Origin of the sequence: Pseudoalteromonas porphyrae, assembly GCF_001298125.1 — a bacterium.
Classification (GTDB): Bacteria; Pseudomonadota; Gammaproteobacteria; order Enterobacterales; family Alteromonadaceae; genus Pseudoalteromonas; species Pseudoalteromonas neustonica.
Map to the genome: position 1 here is coordinate 189,435 of NZ_LHPH01000001.1, position 19,194 is coordinate 208,628.

Annotated in this window: 14 protein-coding genes; 3 read left to right on the plus strand and 11 right to left on the minus strand. The window is 39.8% G+C overall.

Annotation, left to right across the window (positions count from 1 at the left end):
• Positions 1 to 107 precede the first annotated feature (107 nt).
• The 10 genes from ADS77_RS00765 to ADS77_RS00810 all read right to left on the minus strand — a co-directional run bounded on the left by ADS77_RS00765 (position 108) and on the right by ADS77_RS00810 (position 15,523).
• Entirely contained in the window at positions 108 to 2,747 is a 2,640-nt protein-coding gene (locus tag ADS77_RS00765) for a glycosyl hydrolase family 18 protein (RefSeq protein ID WP_054452368.1), read from the minus strand.
• Between the two features lie 66 nt (positions 2,748 to 2,813).
• Positions 2,814 to 4,427, minus strand: coding sequence for a lytic polysaccharide monooxygenase (locus tag ADS77_RS00770; RefSeq protein ID WP_054204052.1), 1,614 nt, complete (start codon positions 4,425 to 4,427; stop codon positions 2,814 to 2,816).
• A 68-nt stretch (positions 4,428 to 4,495) separates the two neighbouring features.
• Positions 4,496 to 7,693 (minus strand): glycosyl hydrolase family 18 protein, encoded by a 3,198-nt coding sequence (locus ADS77_RS00775; protein WP_054452370.1) that lies wholly within the window; start codon positions 7,691 to 7,693, stop codon positions 4,496 to 4,498.
• Positions 7,694 to 8,141: 448 nt separating this feature from the next.
• Positions 8,142 to 8,342, minus strand: coding sequence for an alternative ribosome rescue factor ArfA (gene arfA, locus ADS77_RS00780; RefSeq protein ID WP_054204051.1), 201 nt, complete (start codon positions 8,340 to 8,342; stop codon positions 8,142 to 8,144).
• A 390-nt stretch (positions 8,343 to 8,732) separates the two neighbouring features.
• Positions 8,733 to 9,173, minus strand: a complete 441-nt coding sequence (gene azu, locus ADS77_RS00785; protein WP_054452374.1) for an azurin — start codon at positions 9,171 to 9,173, stop codon at positions 8,733 to 8,735.
• 165 nt (positions 9,174 to 9,338) lie between these two features.
• Positions 9,339 to 11,876, minus strand: a complete 2,538-nt coding sequence (locus ADS77_RS00790) for a TonB-dependent receptor plug domain-containing protein (RefSeq protein ID WP_054452376.1) — start codon at positions 11,874 to 11,876, stop codon at positions 9,339 to 9,341.
• Positions 11,877 to 12,178: 302 nt separating this feature from the next.
• A complete protein-coding gene (locus ADS77_RS00795; RefSeq protein WP_054452379.1) occupies positions 12,179 to 12,829 on the minus strand; it encodes a UPF0149 family protein in 651 nt (216 codons plus the stop codon).
• Positions 12,830 to 12,887: 58 nt separating this feature from the next.
• Positions 12,888 to 13,844 carry a sensor histidine kinase gene (locus tag ADS77_RS00800; protein WP_054204047.1) on the minus strand — a complete coding sequence of 319 codons (957 nt, stop codon included), beginning with the start codon at positions 13,842 to 13,844 and terminating at the stop codon, positions 12,888 to 12,890.
• Complete coding sequence (locus ADS77_RS00805; RefSeq protein ID WP_054204046.1) at positions 13,845 to 14,393, minus strand: heme NO-binding domain-containing protein; 549 nt, start codon at positions 14,391 to 14,393, stop codon at positions 13,845 to 13,847.
• A complete protein-coding gene (locus ADS77_RS00810; RefSeq protein ID WP_054452381.1) occupies positions 14,390 to 15,523 on the minus strand; it encodes an HDOD domain-containing protein in 1,134 nt (377 codons plus the stop codon). The genes ADS77_RS00805 and ADS77_RS00810 overlap by 4 nt, the downstream gene beginning before the upstream one ends.
• Positions 15,524 to 15,622: 99 nt before the next feature.
• On the opposite strand from ADS77_RS00810, the gene ADS77_RS00815 reads away from it, so the two are divergent.
• Together ADS77_RS00815 and hemH are read left to right on the plus strand one after the other, a co-directional pair.
• Entirely contained in the window at positions 15,623 to 16,945 is a 1,323-nt protein-coding gene (locus ADS77_RS00815) for an HD domain-containing phosphohydrolase (protein ID WP_054452383.1), read from the plus strand.
• 87 nt (positions 16,946 to 17,032) lie between these two features.
• Positions 17,033 to 18,052: a ferrochelatase gene (hemH, locus tag ADS77_RS00820; RefSeq protein ID WP_054452385.1), complete on the plus strand. Its 1,020-nt coding sequence runs from the start codon at positions 17,033 to 17,035 to the stop codon at positions 18,050 to 18,052.
• Here the strand turns inward: hemH and arfB are convergent.
• Positions 18,047 to 18,460 (minus strand): alternative ribosome rescue aminoacyl-tRNA hydrolase ArfB, encoded by a 414-nt coding sequence (gene arfB, locus ADS77_RS00825; RefSeq protein WP_054204042.1) that lies wholly within the window; start codon positions 18,458 to 18,460, stop codon positions 18,047 to 18,049. The two genes, hemH and arfB, sit on opposite strands and share 6 nt — an antisense overlap.
• Positions 18,461 to 18,573: 113 nt before the next feature.
• Here arfB and ADS77_RS00830 point away from each other — a divergent pair, with 113 nt between their 5' ends.
• Positions 18,574 to 19,140 (plus strand): hypothetical protein, encoded by a 567-nt coding sequence (locus ADS77_RS00830; RefSeq protein WP_054452387.1) that lies wholly within the window; start codon positions 18,574 to 18,576, stop codon positions 19,138 to 19,140.
• Positions 19,141 to 19,194 lie beyond the last annotated feature (54 nt).

Genomic DNA, 19,194 nt, shown 5'->3' on the forward strand with positions numbered 1-19,194 from the left:
ATGGAGTATTAGAATGAAAACACAAAAAAAAGCAGCTCAGAAGCTGCTTTAAAAGGTATTTTTCACATTAATTAATCACCCAAGAGTAGGCTTGGGTGAAGTATTAATTAAAGTGATTTCCATACGTTTGCTTTGCCTGGCTCTTGTCCTTGAGTCCACCACTTAGCTTGGTATTTACCACCATTGTGAGAAACTTGGTCACCACTGTTATAAACAGCTGATGATTGCCAAATTACATTACCGCCACCATCAACTGGTTTTGTAGTTGCTTCCCAAACGCCACCTAAATCAGGACGGTTACCTTGAGTCCACCATTTAGCTTTGTATGTTACGCCGTTAAATACAACAGTATCACCACCTGTGTATACTTTACTCGCATCCCACGTGTCACCTGGAGGAGTTGTGGTGTCTTTGTTAGCCACTGTTACGGTAAAGCTGCGTGTTGTTGCAACTTGGCCATCACTTACTGAAACTGAAACAGTTAAGTTTGTGTCGGCGTCAACTGCACCAGCTGTAAGGCTTACATTTGCGCCATTACCTACAAGTGTTAAACCAGCAGGTACATTCCAGTCATAAGTAAGTGCATCATTTTGTGCATCCGTTGCTACAACAGCTACTGCTGCAGAAGCACCTTCTTCAACTGTAATGTTGGCAATTGCATCTACAACAGGAGCGGTGTTGTCGCCACCCGTTACTGGTGCAATAACGTTAACAACTACATCTTTACTTACTGTAGCTTTACCATCTGATACGCTTACAGTTGCAGTAAACTGGCTATCTTGCGTTACGTTTGGTGCAGTGATTGCAAGTGTGCTTGTTGAAGTACCTGTTACAGTAAGTTCAGCAGAAGCAACCCAAGAGTATGTAAGTGTATCGTTATCTGCATCGGTTGCTGTTGCGCTAACAGATACTGACTCACCCGCATTGACTGTTACAGCGTTTGTTACAGATAGCACAGGTTTTTTATTAATTGGTGCAACAACACCACCTAAGCCATCATGCATTGCATTAAGAATATCGCCGTTATCTGCATCAATTTCCCATGCAAATAGGCCACCTAGGTTATATTGGTTTACATATTGACCTTTAGCAATCACTGAACGAGGGCTATCATAAGTGATTAGTTTACCCGTTGAGCGGTTCCATACATATGCCGCCTCAGCTTGTTCGTCATAACCAACTTCAAAGCCATTTACACCATTACCTGATGCGCCAACCATATATGCTTGAATGCCTTTATAATCAATAACGCCTGCTTCCCACACACCTTGCGCTTTAGTGCCGGTAAGCTTGCCATTACCTGGCGCTGTCATTGGGTTATTTGCAATTGTAGCGTTACCCGGTGTTACACCTTCCCAACCACGGCCATACATTGCAGTACCTACAACGATTTTCTTAGATGGTACATTTTGCGCAAGTAATAGCTGCACTGCGTTATCAATTGTATAAGCAGGGCCTTTACGTGGTTCACCATTTTCATCAACACCTGTGCCATTACATTCGCCAGCACTGATGTGCTCACCACAGTAAATACCTGTTTGATGACCTGTTACATTATTCCAACCACCAAAGAAGTCATAAGTCATCGCAAAGATGTAATCCATATACTGACTTGCTGCTTGGTAATCAACATCTTGTATTTTGTCATAGCCGGTACCAATTGCAGAGCTAAGCTCATAAGTACGACCTGTTTCAGCTTCTAGCCTATCTAGCATCTCACGTAATTCTTTCATTAACGCAACATAAGCAGGACCATCTTTTACAGGGTCACCTAGATTTGGATTAGGGCCATCACCACCTGGGAATTCCCAGTCAATATCAATACCATCATAGAATTTCCATGTTCTTAAAAACTCTTCCATAGATGCTACAAACGTGTCACGGTTTGCTTTTTCAGTAAACGAGAAAAACGGGTCAGATAATGTCCAGCCGCCTACTGATGGTAAGATTTTAAGATCAGGGTAACGTTGCTTAAGTGCCATTAACTGTGAATAAGTACCACGAATTGGATCTTTTGCATCAACACCTGGAAGTGCTTTTTGTACTGCTGCCCATGGATCATGGATAACGACTTCAAAGTCGCTAGAACCCGCACATGCTTTTTCTAGTGCACGCCAGCTGTTACCGTTTTCGATTTCTTTTAATGATTCATTAGGGCCACAAATTGGAATGAAACCGTACAATAAATGCGATAAATTTTGCGCTGGAATATTTGATACATCGTAATCACGACCATAAATACCCCACTCAACAAAGTAAGCACCCGTCACTAAACCTTGTTTAGTACCGATGTTACGGTTGTTAGGGTTAACATCCATAGGTAGTGGTGCTAAATGGCCACCGTCTGTATCAGCAATTACAATTGGTTTACCTGCGCTGCGTGCACATGTTGCGCCAGCTTCACATAATTCAATATAAAGCGTATGACGACCAGATTTATCATACGGGAAGCTAATAGTGCCGCTTTTTGTGCCTGCAGGTAAAGCGCCCTCATTTACAAGCATGTCATCAAAGTACACTTTATAGCTATCGCCACCAGTACCACTCCATGCATTCCACTGTAAGTTGATGTTAACAGTGTCAACACGCTTGACCAGTTGCTTATAAGAGCCATTACTTTCAAGGTCTACTTCAACAAAAGAATACTGTTGAGGTTCCCAATTTAAGCTAGGTGTTGATGGCGCAGCTGTAGCCGTACCTGCGAATAATGCAACACCAATGGCTGCTGTTAAATGTTTAATATTCATATTTCTCTCTTATCCATGTTTTAATTATTGGGTAATAAGTTTGAACTACAAAACTTAGTAATAAAGTTATAGTTTTTTCCATACACTGGCTTGTCCAGGAGTATCACCTCGAGTCCACCATTTAGCGCTATAGCGCTGTCCTTGATACGTTACTTCTGCGCCACCTTGATAGGCTTTTCCTGCATTCCAATCTGTACTTGTGCCCGGATTAGATGCTGCCTTCCACGCATTTGAACTATCTGGCTGTTGCCCTTGATTCCACCATTTAGCTGTATACACAACGCCTTGGAAGGACGCCTTATCGCCAGCTTGATATGTCGCTGAGCTATCCCAAGCTGGTACTGTTGGATCAACTGGGTCGACAGGATCAACAACTGTTATGTCGTTAACTGTCACTTTAAACCGAGTTTGTGTAGTAAGTTCACCATCCGATACAGACACTGATACCGTATAATCGGTATTAGCTGTTACTTCTGGTGCACTAAGTTCAATATTTGCATCGCCACCTGTAAAGCTCAGCGGTGCAGGTACTGACCAGTTATAAGTCAACACACTTTGCTCATCATCAAATGCGTGTAAGTGCACTTTTGTTGTGGTGTTTTCGTCAACGACTAAATCAGCAGGTGTATGAACAATAGGCGCTGTATTAGCTGGTGCACCTTGTACACTTAGCGCGTAGGTATAATTAGCATTGCTACTATAAACTTGGTTAATCAAAGTGTCGGCGTCATTAAATACAACATCGCCAGCTTGGTTTTGCACACCGATTTGTACTAAATGTGCATAATCAAGATTTAGCTGTGTTGCAAGTGCTTGTTGCCAATTTGATTGGTTTTGCGTAGTCACTTTTAGTTGTTGATTAATAACCTCTTGGCCATTTTCATCAAATAAACGTGCCCATACGGTATCACCCGCGATTGCGTTTTGCCCTTGACGAACAAAGTAACCAACGCTGGTCCATACACTTGGATCTGTTGGAGTTGCGTCATTTACTATATTGATATCGCTACAGTTATAAAAACCTTCGCCAACTACATCATTACGCTGCCAACGGCTATACAAAATCGCATCACCGCTACGATCTTGCGGGATCGCAACGTTCATTTCGTAATAACGCTTACCATCTGGATCTTTAACAAAATCAATATTAGCGTGTTCTTGCACTAGCTCTAAATCAGCCCATGTCAATACATCAGTTGCTGCATTAAAGCTTGGTTTAGTTAAATAAAATTGCCAAAAACTCGGATTGTGGGGCGTTGCAGCAAGGTAACGAATTTGGATTTCACCATTAGCATTTGGCACCACATCACTGCGCTGCCAATGAGGCGATGGTAAATCCATACCGCGTTTTGCATTATCACCACCGGCACATAGCAACCCATTTGGTACCTTAGCTTCTACGGCTGCTTGATTTAGGTAATCAGGCGTATTTACAGAAAATTCAATATCTTGAACGAACTGCACTGTACCTGATTCTAAAAAGGCAGCACGACACGCTAGATTTGGAATATTGCTACCATCTGTTGGCCACCAATAACCTGCATCTGCCTGACAAAATGCTTGGCGAGCTTTAGGGGTATCCATATACCCATGCGCACTCACCTGTGCTGGCATTAATGTAAGTAATAAACCACTTGCTATTGCACTTAGTGATAATGTTTTAAATTTAATTGATGTCATTGCTCTGTCCTTTAAAAGACTCAATGTTGGGGCAAGTAATTACCTACCCCTTATTGTTTTATTATTACTTACAGGCTACAGCTCTTAGTCCAATCAGCCGTCGAACCAGGTGCTGAACTTGTCCACCACTTCGCTTTATAAACTGCGTTATTGTGAACCATTAGATCACCGCCTGTAGCGTGACTTGGATTGCCTGCCCAGTCTTTTTGAGCAAAATTTGGATAAACAGGGATTGCTGTAATAGCGACACCTTCACATGTACCAGATGTGTCACCACCGCCGTTACCTGGATTACCTGGCTCGCCAGAATTACCGCCTGTTGTTCCATCTGGAAGTTTTGGATACTCAAATTTGAATGCGTATACTTTGCCATCTTTTTCAATAGTAAAGTTACTTGGACCTGTGATTGGCATGTAGTACATCACTTGTGCATTTACAGTTTTACCTGCACTGAAGTCCTTAGGCTGACCGCCCCATTCGTTATTAAGCGTGATTGAAAAACGGTGGAATTCATTTTCATAACCACCAATATTATTACCTGCTGCATTAGAACCATTTACTTCTACTGCCATGCCCAGTTTTTCTTGTGCATTCCAGTTAGATTTAAAAATAGCCGATGTTGATACAGGTACATCAAATGAGATTTTCGCACCGCTTAGATCAATATTTGAATTATTAGTAAACGCAAATGTTGGGCTAATTGGGTAGTTATCATCACCAATTGGGAAGTCTTTTGCTTCAAACGTTACATCAACAGCTTCAGTTGGTACTGTGAAACTTGGGTTACCGCCATGTACATCATACGCAACACCACTTTGATTAAACTTGTCATACGCTAATGAAGTAAGTGTTGAACCCATGAAGTACTCGCCTTTAGCTGCATCGTAATCAAAGTCACCAGCAAGTTCCCAGAACATGATACCGCCTAGGCCATTGTTGATTACATAATCAACTTTAGTCGCCATAGACTCTTCATCTTCAATTGAAAGGAATACTTTTTTCTCTGCGTTCCATAACCAAGGTGCTACGGCAACGTTGTCATAATGGCGAGTATAAGTACCTGTTAGTTGATCGTTAGGATCTGTCTCTGGCGTTAAACCATAAACACCTAAATACGAACCAACAATACCGTTTTCTAAGTTTTTAACATGCCAAAGTGGATTAGACCCTGCAGGCATTTCTTGACCTGCGTCGTTCTTGTCATGCCAAAGGTTATCAATACCTAATGCACCGTTACCACATTTATTCTTCTCACCAACGCCTGTACCTTTAGCACAATCAGCTTGATTAGGAAGTGCAGCTTGACCCCAAAGACCATTTGTACCGCCACTTACATCTTTAAAACCACGCGTGTAATATGGAATACCGATATTAATACGACCAGCTGACATAGCACCACGGAAGTAACGCACAGCCCAATCAGTGTTTAAATAACCAATACCTTCAAACTCTTTAGTACCGTATACATTCCACTGTGCAAGTTCAGAGTCTAGCCCTGTATCGAATAATGCAGCGTTATGACCAACGTGTGAATTCCATGCACCGTGCAAGTCATAAGACATAATATTTACATAATCTAGGTACTTAACAGTTTGGAATGTTTCCATACCACGTAGTAAATAACCTGAAGATGGAGATGCGATAGTTAACAGATAATGTTTACCTGCTTTTTCACCCGCGCGATCTAATGCTTCACGTACTTTTTTCATCAGTACTTTATAAGACGCGTTTAAACCACCACGACGTGCATTTGAAATAGGGAAATCATCTGGATGACCAGAGTCTTTCATTGATGAAGGGTATTCGTAATCGATATCAACCCCGTCAAAACCATATTTCTCAATAAACTCAACTGAGCTTTGTGCAAATGCATCAATACCTGCATGGTTAACTGATCCATCTGCATTTGTTGTCATGGTGTAAAAACCACCACTTGCAACACGACCAGTTTCATCGAAGTAACCGCCTGTTTCAGCCCAACCACCAACAGACACTAATGTTTTTACATGTGGGTGCTGTTTTTTGTATTTATTTAGAAGGTTAAAATGACCTTTATAAGCAAAGCTAGGGTCCATCTCAGCGCCACTCACACCAGGCCATTCCATATTCGTTGCAGGGTTACCTGCTGAATTTGGATCGCCAATTGATACCTTATTGTTTGCATCAACATGTGCGAACGCATAGTTAATATGAGTGATTTTGTCCCACGGAATATCGTTTACTAAATAACTAGGCTGACCATTTGCGCCATTTCTCCAGCTAGTAAAGTAACCAATTACACGACGAGGATGATCTGCACCCATGATCTCACGACCATCGGCATCATATACGGTACAATAAGGCGTATTTACACCAGGTGTTTGGTATAAACCCTGAGGACGACAATCAGTGCCCGTACCAGGAGGAGTGCCCGTACCAGGAGGAGTGCCCGCTTCAACAACATTAAGTACTTTTGTTGTTTGTGACGTAGCGCCTTCATTATCTGTTGCGGTCAAGGTAAATGTGACTTGTCCAAGTGCAGTCGCTTGCCATGCATAGCTACTTGCGGCTGAATTTGCTTGATGAACATCTGCGCCATTAGCAGCAAAACTCAACGACGTTACTTGACCATCGCTATCTGTGCCAGAAAGTGCAAATACAACTTGTGAACCAACGATAAGCTGCTCAGGTAATGTACTGAATGAAATAGATGCTACAGGTGCCTGGTTAACTGGGTCAACTACGCTGCCTTGCACGCTAATCATACTAATGACTTCGCTCGACTGTGCACCTTTATCATCTGTAGCAACAGCACTAACTTGATGTGAACCAACGATGGCTTGCCAATTTGTACTAAATGGTGCACTGCTATCAGTTGCGACAAGGGCACCATCTACAAAAAACTCAACTTTAGTAACTGTGCCATCAGCATCAGATGCTTGCGCACTTATGACAACGCTGTCTTTTTCGTTAAATTGAGAATTATTTGCCGGTACTAAAGCTGTCACAGTTGGTATAAAGTTCTCTGTGACAGCGCTGTCACACAAACCCAATTTTTTCCATTCTTGCCATTGGCCAGAATTCTCTGCTGGATTAGATTGCGTCCACCACTTCGCTTCATACGCATTATTTTGCGCTTGAACTTGGCTTCCACCAGTATGTGTTTGACCAGCTTGCCATTGTGTTAACGCACTGCAATCAACTGCAGCTTGCGCACTTAAGCCAATAAAACTAAGTGACAAAGCACTTAGCTTAAAAGCATTTTTTATTATCATTGATGAGCTCATATGCTCCTCCGCCCAGGGGTTAAAAATAACATTTAATTTACAAATCTTCATTAAAGCTATCATAGTTTACACGCACGTCAACTTAATTTAAAAAAGACACGTACATATAATAGGTAAATTAGTAACAAAAAGTAATGATAAAGTCTAGTTTTTATATAGGTTATAATTGAAAATTGTATACCCGTATAAAGTTTGGGGAATTTTACGCATTAAACATGAACGCAAGGTTAACCTAAAGTTAACCAGCATAATCAGTGTTTACAGAGCTTTTTATTGCCCTTTACGGGCACGTAAAGTGATGGAATGAAGACGTCAGAAATATAATTACAGCTATATAACCACAAAACCCCGCTTAGAAAAAAATTATCTAAGCGGGGTTTATATTTTTATTCAGTAGGTGAAAGTTGTTAAACGAAAACAGCAAAAGCCCTATTTGATCACAACTATATTATGCAGCGATTAAATAGGACTCTTGTCCAGCATGTTTTTTGTTGCGCTTAAAAGACCCTTTGCCTTTTTTAGCTGATACAATTTGTGGTTTAAATATTTTAGATGTGACCAAAGCTGCCAACGCATTATCACGAATAACCCCTCGACCAGTATCAACACTGTTATTGTGAGATTTTTGACCTTTTTTATGTTTTTTCATTAATATTTCCAGTTCATAAAGTGAATAAATTAAGTAGCAAGTACCATGGTACTTGCTGCGGATTGTAGGACTTACTAGCTAATTAGCAAGTGTTTTTAATACTATTTTAAAGATATATTCTAGGGCGTGTTGACCTTTGTGGATTCAAATTTGTTCAATCTAGGGGCGATTTAATCGCGGCGAGAGATTTGTAACCTAGCGGGCTAAGTAAAAACCGAACTACAAAGAGTTAATCGCCCCTAGAGAACCCTTTGGGCAGCGCATGTTTGGCATTTATACTGTGTTATCGCCTATTTATGGGGAGCAACCACACACCATAGGCTCTGCCTTGCCTAAATACCAAACATACTGTTGCAAAATCAATCTCGAAAGGTCAACACGCCCTAGCCTTTAAATTAGCTTAAAATCCCCCTGCATAATTGCAAAATGTCCTGGAAAGGAACAAAAGAATTTATAAACAGTGCCTGCATTCAAATTCTCTGTTGAAAACTCGATAGACGTAGTCTCCCCACCACCAATAACCTCTGTAGAGGCCAGCACTCGAGGGTCATCTTTTGGAAGGTAACGATTCTCAAGCCCTGCTTGCATACCTGCCATCGCCAGCTCTTTAACATCAGCAGCCACACTAAGCACCCAATTATGTCCCATAACATTGGCGGGTAATTTACCGGTATGATTAAGTGTTAATGTTACAGTTTTACAGCTTTTATCAACTTCAAGCTGTTTAGTGGAAAATGCCATAGCATCATTAGCAGAAATAGTGACTTCGCATTTTGCAAAAACACCTGTAGATAAAACAAGGGAGGCTAAAAGAAAAAGTGGCTTGAACATAACAACACCTATAATGAGAATAATTATCAATACTATATATTGATATTAATTCTCATTCAATAAATATTTTTATGTGCGCAGTGAGTACTTCGCATATATTCTAAGTACTTATATCCGAAGTACCTACAGAAGCAAAATTCGCTTTTTAAGGCACTTCGGTGTGCATCAGAAGCTAAAGCTTACTTTTGCATAATACGTCATACCATCAAACCCATATGGCAATGCTCTAACTGGATATTTAAATGCACCATTTGTAATAAAATCAAGGGCCTCATCTTTCCCTAATTCATCAGGTGTTACATCAAACACATTATCAATACCTAAGTTAAAAGTCAGTGATTCACTCAGTTCATACCCAAAATTAATATCAACTAATACCGCAGATTCAACAACACTGGTGTCTTTAAATTCACCTGTTGGCGATAAAAAGTCAGGTAAACCGATATGATCATTACCAAAGTACTTAACGTCGGTTTCTCCAAAATAATTAAAACGTACCATTGCACTCATTGCATCACGCTCATAATCAAACGTTAACGTACCACGCTCACCTGGCTGTCCATTTGTTAAAAAGCTGCGTTGAGTATCATCTAAAGCTATCTCTTTAGGGACGCCTGTGGGGGCGTTTACTTTATCAATGTATGTGCGATTAATATTACCCGCAAATGTTGCAGAAAAGTCACCATCGTATAAATCTGTGCGATAAGAAAGAATGACATCAACACCCTTGGTTGTTGAATCGACTGAATTTGAGAAATAAGCGGCTTGATCTGCTCCCGTAGCATTAAGTGCAGCAACAGCCGCAGGGCTAAACGCAAGATCTTCGGCCTTCATAAAGTTACCCAAAGTAATACGATCTTTTATTGCTGTATGGTAAAAATCAACGGTTAATGACAACTCGCTACTTACATCATAAACAAAACCAAAACTAACATTTTTAGAGCTTTCTAGTTCTAAACTTTCAACGCCTAAAGCGACAGGAAGATCTGATCCTGCTTTAGCAATAAATGATTGTTCCAGTACACCACCATCACCTAAGTTTGTTGTAAAAGCTGTATATGCACTTTGTTGTAATGAAGGTGCTCTAAAACCACTAGAAATCGCACCACGCACAGCAAAATCATCATTCAATTCGTAACGAGATGCAAGCTTACCAATAATATCATCACCCGCGTCTGAGAAGTCTTCATAACGAAGTGCGGTACTGATATTCCACGCATCCGTAATCATCGTCTCTGCATTAACATAAAGTGCATGGCTATTACGACTTTGGCTATTTGATGCCTCAGGGCGTAAACCATTGTAAGCTTGGAAACCACACTCAGCCGAGGTACTTGGATCATTTGCTGAAGGGTAAACAATATTCTGATTCGCTAAACCACATGCATATGATGCTTCATCACCAGGCACTATTTGATAGTTTTCTTTACGGTATTCTGCACCAAAGGATAGGTATATAGGCTCACTTCGACCAATATCTATAATCCCATTTATATCGGCATTAACGGTTGTTTGATCAAAACGAAAACCACCCGAATATCCCCCATTTGGGCCTGAATTTGCTGCGATATCAGCATCAGTCGCATTAGGATTATTTAAAACATACTCGGCTGCATACGATGCATTTAGTGTGTTACGTGAAGTAAAATCATATTGATTTTCACCGTACACGGCTGACACATCGTACCCCCAGTCGGTATTAATGTCGCCTTTGATGCCCAACGCTAGCGAAATATCCTGCGCCTCATTATAAATACGTGGTAAAAAGCCATCGCTGTATACTTGAGTAACATTTTTAGAGGCCGCATCAAAATTACGATAAAAGCCATTACCTAACGCTGTACGTTCAGAGTAACCACCAAACGAATATAATTCTGCATCATCAAGTGGTAACGACATATTATAAAATAAAGACGTAAACTCACTTTCTGAATTCCCTTGCCCCCAACGTACGGTATCAGATAATGTACCTGCAGATACCGCTGCAGAGCCACCGGTATCACGTTCAGCACGGTTAGTTCCGTCAGCATCACGATACTCAGCAGAGACGTTTATAAAACCGCCTTGATCGCCTAAATCAAAACCACGGTTTAAACCAAGCGATATGGTATCACCATCGCCCTCACCCGTACTGCCAGCTTGAAAATAACCTGTTGTAATACCTGTTGAATCATTCAATGATAAGTTAATAACACCTGCGATTGCATCCGAGCCATATTGCGCAGCTGCGCCATCACGTAACACTTCAACCCCTTTAAGTGCAGATAAAGGAATCGCATTCATATCAGTACCGGCAGCACCAGCACCAACGGTGCCAACTAAGCCGAAAATAGATTGATTATGACGACGCTTACCATTTACCAACACTAGCGTCTGATCTGGCTGTAAGCCACGCAGTGTTGCCGGACGAAATAAATCTGAACCATCTGATACTTGCGTACGCGAGAAATTAAAAGAAGGTGCCGTTGCTTGTAAGCTTTGACCAAGTTCTGTGAAGCCACCTTTGTTAAGTGTATCAGCATCAATTAAATCTATCGGAGAAGAAGATTCCGTTACAGTTCGGTTTGATACTCTAGATCCCAAAACTGAAATTTGTTCAATGTTTTTTTCTGCTTGGACTTGTGCTTCTTCTGCAATAACCGAAGAGGCACTAAAAGCCAGTCCCACTGCAATAGCCAGTGTATTTAAACGAAGTGTTGTCATGTGTGTTCGACCCTGTTGACTCATTTCTGCTTTTAAGCTCGCCTTAAATAACAGTTGAGTTCATATAAAGATTATTAGAATTATTAATTTAATAGCTCGTCATTTACATAATGACGTCCTCTCAAACATCCTAGCAACATCTATCAACAAAAAGAAACATATTTAGCTACTACTATGGTCGAAATATGCAATATTCAGCTATTATTTATCTTCATAACTATTTTTGATTGAATTTTGGACAAAAAAAAGCATGATTATTCAAATCATGCTTCTCGAATCATTCTTTTTTGGGTATAAAAGTTCTAACCTTCCTCTTCAAACTGTGATAACTTTTCATCTTCAAGCATCAAAGCCATTGATGCAATTGCCGTTAAACTTTCATCCAAGCTTTTATATAGCAACGGGAAGTTAGCACTAAGTTTGTCTGGTTCGGGCTGCTGCGTTAATGTATTTTCCCATGCAGAAAACGTTGCCAATAAATTCAACGTAGCTTCAAAATTATCAATGAATAATTGCCCATCAGCTTGATTCGTAACTTGTTGCTTATCTGCACTGACCAAAAAGCTAAAATCTTGCTCCCACACAGCTTGATTTACTTCATAACCTGCCAGATAACCCTTGCACCAATGCTGCAAGCGCGGACTTGGCATTGTATCTGAGTCTGAATGTGGGTAAGTTTCAGCTAAAAAATGTCTCTGTTCAACCTGTGCCTGCGTAATATTGTCGAGCAAGGTAATCATTGCATCTCGTTCTTGTGACTCCGTCATCATAATTGCATAAGCCGGATCATTTTTATCCGCGATATAACCCACTATTTCTGACTCCCCATAAAATTCTGAGCAAGCAAGTAATCCACAAATAAAACCAAGCACACTATCAATGTCTGTTACTTTAAATTCAGCATGTTGACTAAGATAGTCGCTAAATATGATGGTACTTTTTTCATTAAGCATAAGTCACCCTGAGATTATTATTTAAGTTTACAATTACACTAGCTAACTATTGAGCAATTTAAAAGCAATTATTAATCACTGGAAATAAACACCGTACATTCGTCCCTTGATTTGCATGACTACTAATATCAATTGCGCCTTGGTGATCGCTCACCATTGAATACACTAAAGGCATCCCCATGCCAGTTCCTTTTCCCACCGATTTTGTAGTGAAAAACGGATCAAAAATACGCCCTTTAACTTCCTCGCTCATCCCACAACCATTATCTTCAACACCTATGATAATGTGCGGATCAGAAAACTTAACTTCAATATAGATTCGACCTTTCTTCTGCATTAAATTTTCGCATGCATGTTTCGCATTAATCAGTAAATTAACAACTATTTGATTAATAGCTGATAAGTTGCAATACGTTAACGGGATTGGCTGAAATTTAGTTATCACCTCAACCCCCTTGAGCTGACTCTTTAATAATTTAAGCGCATTATTTACACCATCGGTCATATCTACTAGAATTTTTTCATTATCTGACGGGCGTGCAAAATTAAGTAAATTGCGGACAATTTGATTTATCCTTCGCAAACCTTCAACACTATCATCAATCAGCTCGACAATATCTTGATTAATAACGTCAAAAGCATGTATTTCATTCATCTTTACTAGGAATTCTCGAAACTCTCGCTCACTCACCTCTCCCTGAGCCAACTTTTGGCTTAGCTCAAGTAACTTAAACACTGACTGGTTAATGTACTGAAGGCTTTCTAAATTACTCATCGCATAGGCTAAAGGGTTATTGATTTCATGGGCAACACCCGCAGATAATGTCCCTAAAGTGGCCATTTTTTCCGCATGAACAAGCAGTGCTTGCTGATGCTCCAAAGCAGCTACTTTCTTTTCTAACTCTTCATTTAATGCAAACAATACACGGCTTTTATCTTCAATCAGTTGCTCCGCTTGCAAGCGTGCTGACTGTTCACGTAGATAAGCTTGTTTATAGTCTATATCCATTGTCATTTATTTAGCCGGCTGGTAATAAATATTCAAAGTGCAGCGTTCATCCTCTCGAAGTAAACATTGCTCATGCTCAATCGTTACATCCATTAAAAAATACTCACCAGCGCCATAAATTAATCCTTCAGCCAAAAAACATAATTGCCGTGGTGATTGGTAATGCATCACGATATGCCCAGGACAGACCATCATACAATCCATAGTAGGTAAATTTGTATTTTGATAAAGCTTGCTCACCTCTTTATGAATAACACTATCAATATTTAATATTAGTGCTTCAAAATGCGAATAATGACCTACAACAACACTATAATGCTTCATAAAATAATTAAACAAATAGCGACCAAATTGATTCAACACCTTAGCCCTGCTAAGTTGTAACTCAATACAAATATCACTGACCAGAGCATTTAGTTCTTGATCAGGGTAATTATTAACTGATACATAGGCACGATCTTTCGGTGCATTTTTAGCGAGTAATTGATTCCAACAAGCCATGTCTCTATGAGTTAACACCAACCCTTCAAGCGACTGAAAAATAACACCTTTCATATAGTTACTAACTCCTGTATTAAAACAACTAAATCGAGATTTTCTAGCGCCTGAATATCACCTTCTGTTAATTCAAATTCAGGTGTTTGAACCACTTCTCGCGCTAAAAAATGTATTGCTATTATGGGATCCGTTATTTGGGATAACGTTTTTGGCAGCAACATTGCCTGGGTAATTTGCTCTGAAAAACCCCACAAATTTAATATGTATACAGATATAAGCTCTTCAGAGAGCAACGTCTGCTCACCTTCATTCAATTCTTTTACTAATACATAAAGCGCCATAGAGCCAACACCGCTTAATAAACCTAAAAGAAAAACAATATCTTGTGATTGAGAGGAAAGATGCGCTTTTTTTGCAAATACTTTGGCTTGCGTTGCTCGTGCAAATGCATGATCTGAAATAGTCGCTAGCAGCTTATTTGATAGTATTTTTTGATAATGACTCTGTACCTCACTGTTTACCACAAGTGCCCTACATAAACTTGTACCCACACGTATTAAAGCTTGCTGCAAATTGGTTGTTTCACTTGCAAAGCCTAATAAAGCTGAATTAGCTGCTTGAATCAGCTTACTACTTAAAAGTGGTTCATGTGAAATTAACCCTATGAGTACTTCAAAATTAACTGGTTTTTGCAAAAGTGCATTCGTGATTTGTATAACTTGTTGGCGTATTACTGGCAGCCCTTTCATTTTCCCTAACAAATTTTTTAGCTCTGGTGCTATTGCTAAATTAAGCAAACGTTGCGTGCATTGCATAACATGACGCAGCTGCGTATAAGTGAAAGGTTTTGCCAAACAAAAATGTGCCATTTCATCAGCTTGCCATGGTAAGTCATCAAAGCTAGTACCTTTTAATATGCAGCGAATTGTTGCAGGACTATGCTGCTGAAAACAGATAAGTGTTTCTTGAGTGACACGACTACTCATCCCTACTCCACATAAAACAATTTCTATACTTTGAGTATTAATTATCTCGATACATTTATCAGCATCAGTTAAGGCAGTCACAACAATGTGCGATCCTGCTCTTACAAGCGCTTTTGTTAGGGCCCTCAAGATTAAAGGCTCATCGTCAATAATCAGCACATGAATAGCTATTTGCATACCTATCTCAAATAATCTTGCCATTACTTAAAATTAGCACAATTAATTTCTATCGTATGTTTATATTAGAAAAACCCACATCAACCAACTATGCTTACAGAAAAGAATGCAATGAGGCATTAAGTGGATCAACTATCAAAAAAAAATGAATTACAAACAGTTCAAGTGCTATGTGTTGATGATGATGAGATTGTCTTACGCTCATTATCAAGACTGGCAAAGAATAATCAACTTTCAGCCATCACGTGTGACTCACCAGATAATGCATTAAAGCTATTAACGCAATATGAGTTTGACGTAATTATCTGCGACATGCGTATGCCAAAAATGACTGGCGCGGAGTTTTTAGAACAAGCACAAAAACTTGCACCTGACACTCAACGCATCTTGTTAACTGGCTATGCCGATATAGAAACCACTCTAGCCGCCGTTAATCAAGGGCAGATTCATGGCTATATACAAAAGCCATGGCAAAATGACCTGCTACTTAGAAGTATTGTTGGAAGCATTGAAAAATACCAACTCAAAAAGCAAAACAAGCTACTACAAGAGCAAGTAAATAAACACAATACCGCACTTAAAGAACTCAATAACTCTTTAGAGCAAAGAGTCGAAAAACGTACAAAACAAATCAAACAAGTATTAAAGCAGTTAGAAACCGCCAATGCCCACGAAATAAATGAACACAGATCGACTGTTGAGTTACTTTATAATTTTATTAATGCCAACCCCTATTTAGATAGTAATAAAGCACAAAATATTGCTAATACCTGTACCTTGATTGCTAAACAGCTACAACTTCCTGATAAAAACGTAGAAATGGCCTCTATGGCAGGATATTTAGCGCAAATTGGCTTACTTGCTATGGATCCTGAGCTATATAAAAAACCGGTCCATCAACTAACCGAACAACAACGTAAAATTTTTTATACTCACCCAAGTACAGCACAGTTAATGTTAATGCCTGCCACACATCTACATGATGTGTCTGATGCAATCTATCATCAGTACGAACGCTTTAAAGGTAACGGATTACCAAAAGGATTACGCGGTAATGATATTCCATTAAGTGCATTAATATTAGCACTGGCGCGTGATTATTGGGAAGCCTATGAGCAAAGTAATGCGACAGCAGAACAGCGTCATCAACATGCATTAGATACAGTAAAAATGTATAGCGGTAATTTCTATCATCCCAAATTAGTTAAAGCGTTAGATGCATCAGGAATCGCTAATTTCAAACAACAGTCGCAAGTCGGCTCGATGCAAATAATTAATGCTCAAGCACTAAAACAAAACATGATTCTCGGCCATGCTATACATAGCCATGCAGGTATTATGTTATTACCAAAAGGCCATGTATTTAGTATCAAATCAATCGAAAAACTACAGCAACTCGAATCTAAAAAACCGAGCCCTTTTAGGATCATGATCAAATCTACGTGAGAAAGTGATCACAAATCACCGTGGGTTCGTTACAATACCCATTAAAGTACCCATTCACAATTTTATTTGCTCAACAAGGAGCTTTGCGTGTCGCGATTTTCAGCCGTAACCGATAATCCCCATGATAGTCGTTTTAATCAAAAAACAGGTATTCTGCTTACTAACTTAGGCAGCCCTGATGCACCGACAGCTAAAGCACTACGGATATATTTAAGAGAGTTTTTATCAGACCCTCGGATAGTAGAAATTCCACGTATCGTGTGGATGATAATACTACATGGTATTATTTTACGTATTAGACCAAAGCGTTCAGCTAAACTATACGAAAGTATTTGGACTGAAAATGGTTCACCTTTAACGCACATTACACGCTTGCAACGCGATAAACTTGACGCTTATATCAAAGCCCAAGGATATACTAATACTGAAGTAGTGATGGCAATGCGCTATGGTAACCCATCAATTGAAGCGGGCCTTGAACAACTAAGAGAGAAAGGCTTGACGCGTATTGTTATTTTGCCTTTGTACCCACAATACTCAAGCCCTACTACAGGGTCCACATTTGATGCTGTCTCAAATGTACTACGTAAGTGGCGCTGGGTGCCAGAGCTACACTTTATTAATGGCTATCACAAAAACAGTACGTATATTGAATCTTTAGCTAACAGTATAAGCGAAGACTTACAAGCTCATGGTATGCCGCAAAAGCTCGTATTTTCATACCATGGCATGCCAAAACAATTTTTAGATAATGGCGACCCATACCATTGCTTATGCCTACAAACCACGCGTTTAGTGGTCGAAAAACTCGGGCTTGATAAAGATAATGTTATTTCTACTTTTCAAAGCCGCTTTGGTAAAGCTGAATGGCTTAAACCCTATACCGACGCCACACTTGAGGGTTTTCCTGAACAAGGTATCAAAGATATAGCAATTATCAGCCCAGCTTTTAGTGCTGATTGCCTAGAAACTCTTGAAGAAATTGAAGGCGAAAACCGTGAGATTTTTGAGCATGCTGGCGGCGAAAAATACCGTTATATTGCCGCATTAAATGACCGCGATGATCATATCGAAGCATTATTCGAAGTACTCAAACCTAATTTATAATTTTACACTGCCGCGCAGCGCTTTGGTGTTGCCGTGTTTGGTTTTTTTATCCATACGCCTGCGCTGCGAATTTCGTGTTGGTTTTGTTGCTCTTCTTGCTCGTTCTACCTTGGTAGCCGATACTATTAACTGTTTTAAACGTTTTAATGCATCTTCCCTGTTTAATTCTTGTGTGCGATGACTTTGCGCCTTGAGCACAATAACGCCATCTTTTGTAACGCGACTATCATTTAGAGCAAGTAAACGCTCTTTGTAAAATTCAGGTAACTTCGAGCGCTTAATATCAAAACGTAGATGAATGGCGCTAGCCACTTTATTGACATTCTGACCCCCCGCACCTTGAGAGCGAATAGCTGTCAACTCAAGCTCCCACTCATCGATTGTTACGGTATTCGAAATAATTAACATGACGTTCAGCTCGTTTTGGTAAAAATACAGTATATCATTATTAGAATTTTAAATAGCGCGATACTGATTTTTAGACTTTAATCCAAATAGCCATATAAAAAAGAGACCACCCTATGAAAAACATACTTATCTCACTTAGTTTATTAGCAATCAGCTTCTCAAGTTTTGCTAAAGATATTACTGAAAATGAATTACAAAGCTACATGAAAGCACTCCCTGCTGTAGTGGACTGGTCACAAAACCAAGACTCACTGCAAAGCATGGACTTTGGGAGTATGCTCGGTGGCTCCGAAGGCGGCACGAGTGCGCTGGCATTAAGTGCATTAGGTATGATCAAAGACAACGATCTTTATAAAGACTTTGCTGCCGTTACTAACGAATACGGTTTTACACCTGAACAACTTGTATCTGTCGGTTCAGAGGTATCAATGGCCTACTTAGAAAATATCAAAGGCGATTTATCTCCTGAGAATAAAGCTAAAGTAAACCAGCTAATGGGTGGCTTACAGTCAATGAGTAGCACGAAAGATAAAGGTGCAAGCGCAATGATGGGTACAATGGGTCATTCTGCTAATGCAGCGCAAACACAAGCAGAAGCCCCTGTAGTAAGTGACAGCAATTTAAACTTAGTAAAGCAATACATGCCACAGCTACAAAAGCTGTTTTCTATGGTGCAATAAAAACTATAAAATACAATAAAAAAGCGGCATTAAGTCGCTTTTTTATTGCTTGTT

Coding starts and splice junctions, on each gene's coding strand:
- ADS77_RS00765 (WP_054452368.1), bottom strand. CDS start 2,747: ATGAATATTAAACATTTAACAGCAGCCATTGGTGTTGCATTATTCGCA.
- ADS77_RS00770 (WP_054204052.1), bottom strand. CDS start 4,427: ATGACATCAATTAAATTTAAAACATTATCACTAAGTGCAATAGCAAGT.
- ADS77_RS00775 (WP_054452370.1), bottom strand. CDS start 7,693: ATGAGCTCATCAATGATAATAAAAAATGCTTTTAAGCTAAGTGCTTTG.
- arfA (WP_054204051.1), bottom strand. CDS start 8,342: ATGAAAAAACATAAAAAAGGTCAAAAATCTCACAATAACAGTGTTGAT.
- azu (WP_054452374.1), bottom strand. CDS start 9,173: ATGTTCAAGCCACTTTTTCTTTTAGCCTCCCTTGTTTTATCTACAGGT.
- ADS77_RS00790 (WP_054452376.1), bottom strand. CDS start 11,876: ATGACAACACTTCGTTTAAATACACTGGCTATTGCAGTGGGACTGGCT.
- ADS77_RS00795 (WP_054452379.1), bottom strand. CDS start 12,829: ATGCTTAATGAAAAAAGTACCATCATATTTAGCGACTATCTTAGTCAA.
- ADS77_RS00800 (WP_054204047.1), bottom strand. CDS start 13,844: ATGACAATGGATATAGACTATAAACAAGCTTATCTACGTGAACAGTCA.
- ADS77_RS00805 (WP_054204046.1), bottom strand. CDS start 14,393: ATGAAAGGTGTTATTTTTCAGTCGCTTGAAGGGTTGGTGTTAACTCAT.
- ADS77_RS00810 (WP_054452381.1), bottom strand. CDS start 15,523: ATGGCAAGATTATTTGAGATAGGTATGCAAATAGCTATTCATGTGCTG.
- arfB (WP_054204042.1), bottom strand. CDS start 18,460: ATGTTAATTATTTCGAATACCGTAACAATCGATGAGTGGGAGCTTGAG.
- ADS77_RS00830 (WP_054452387.1), top strand. CDS start 18,574: ATGAAAAACATACTTATCTCACTTAGTTTATTAGCAATCAGCTTCTCA.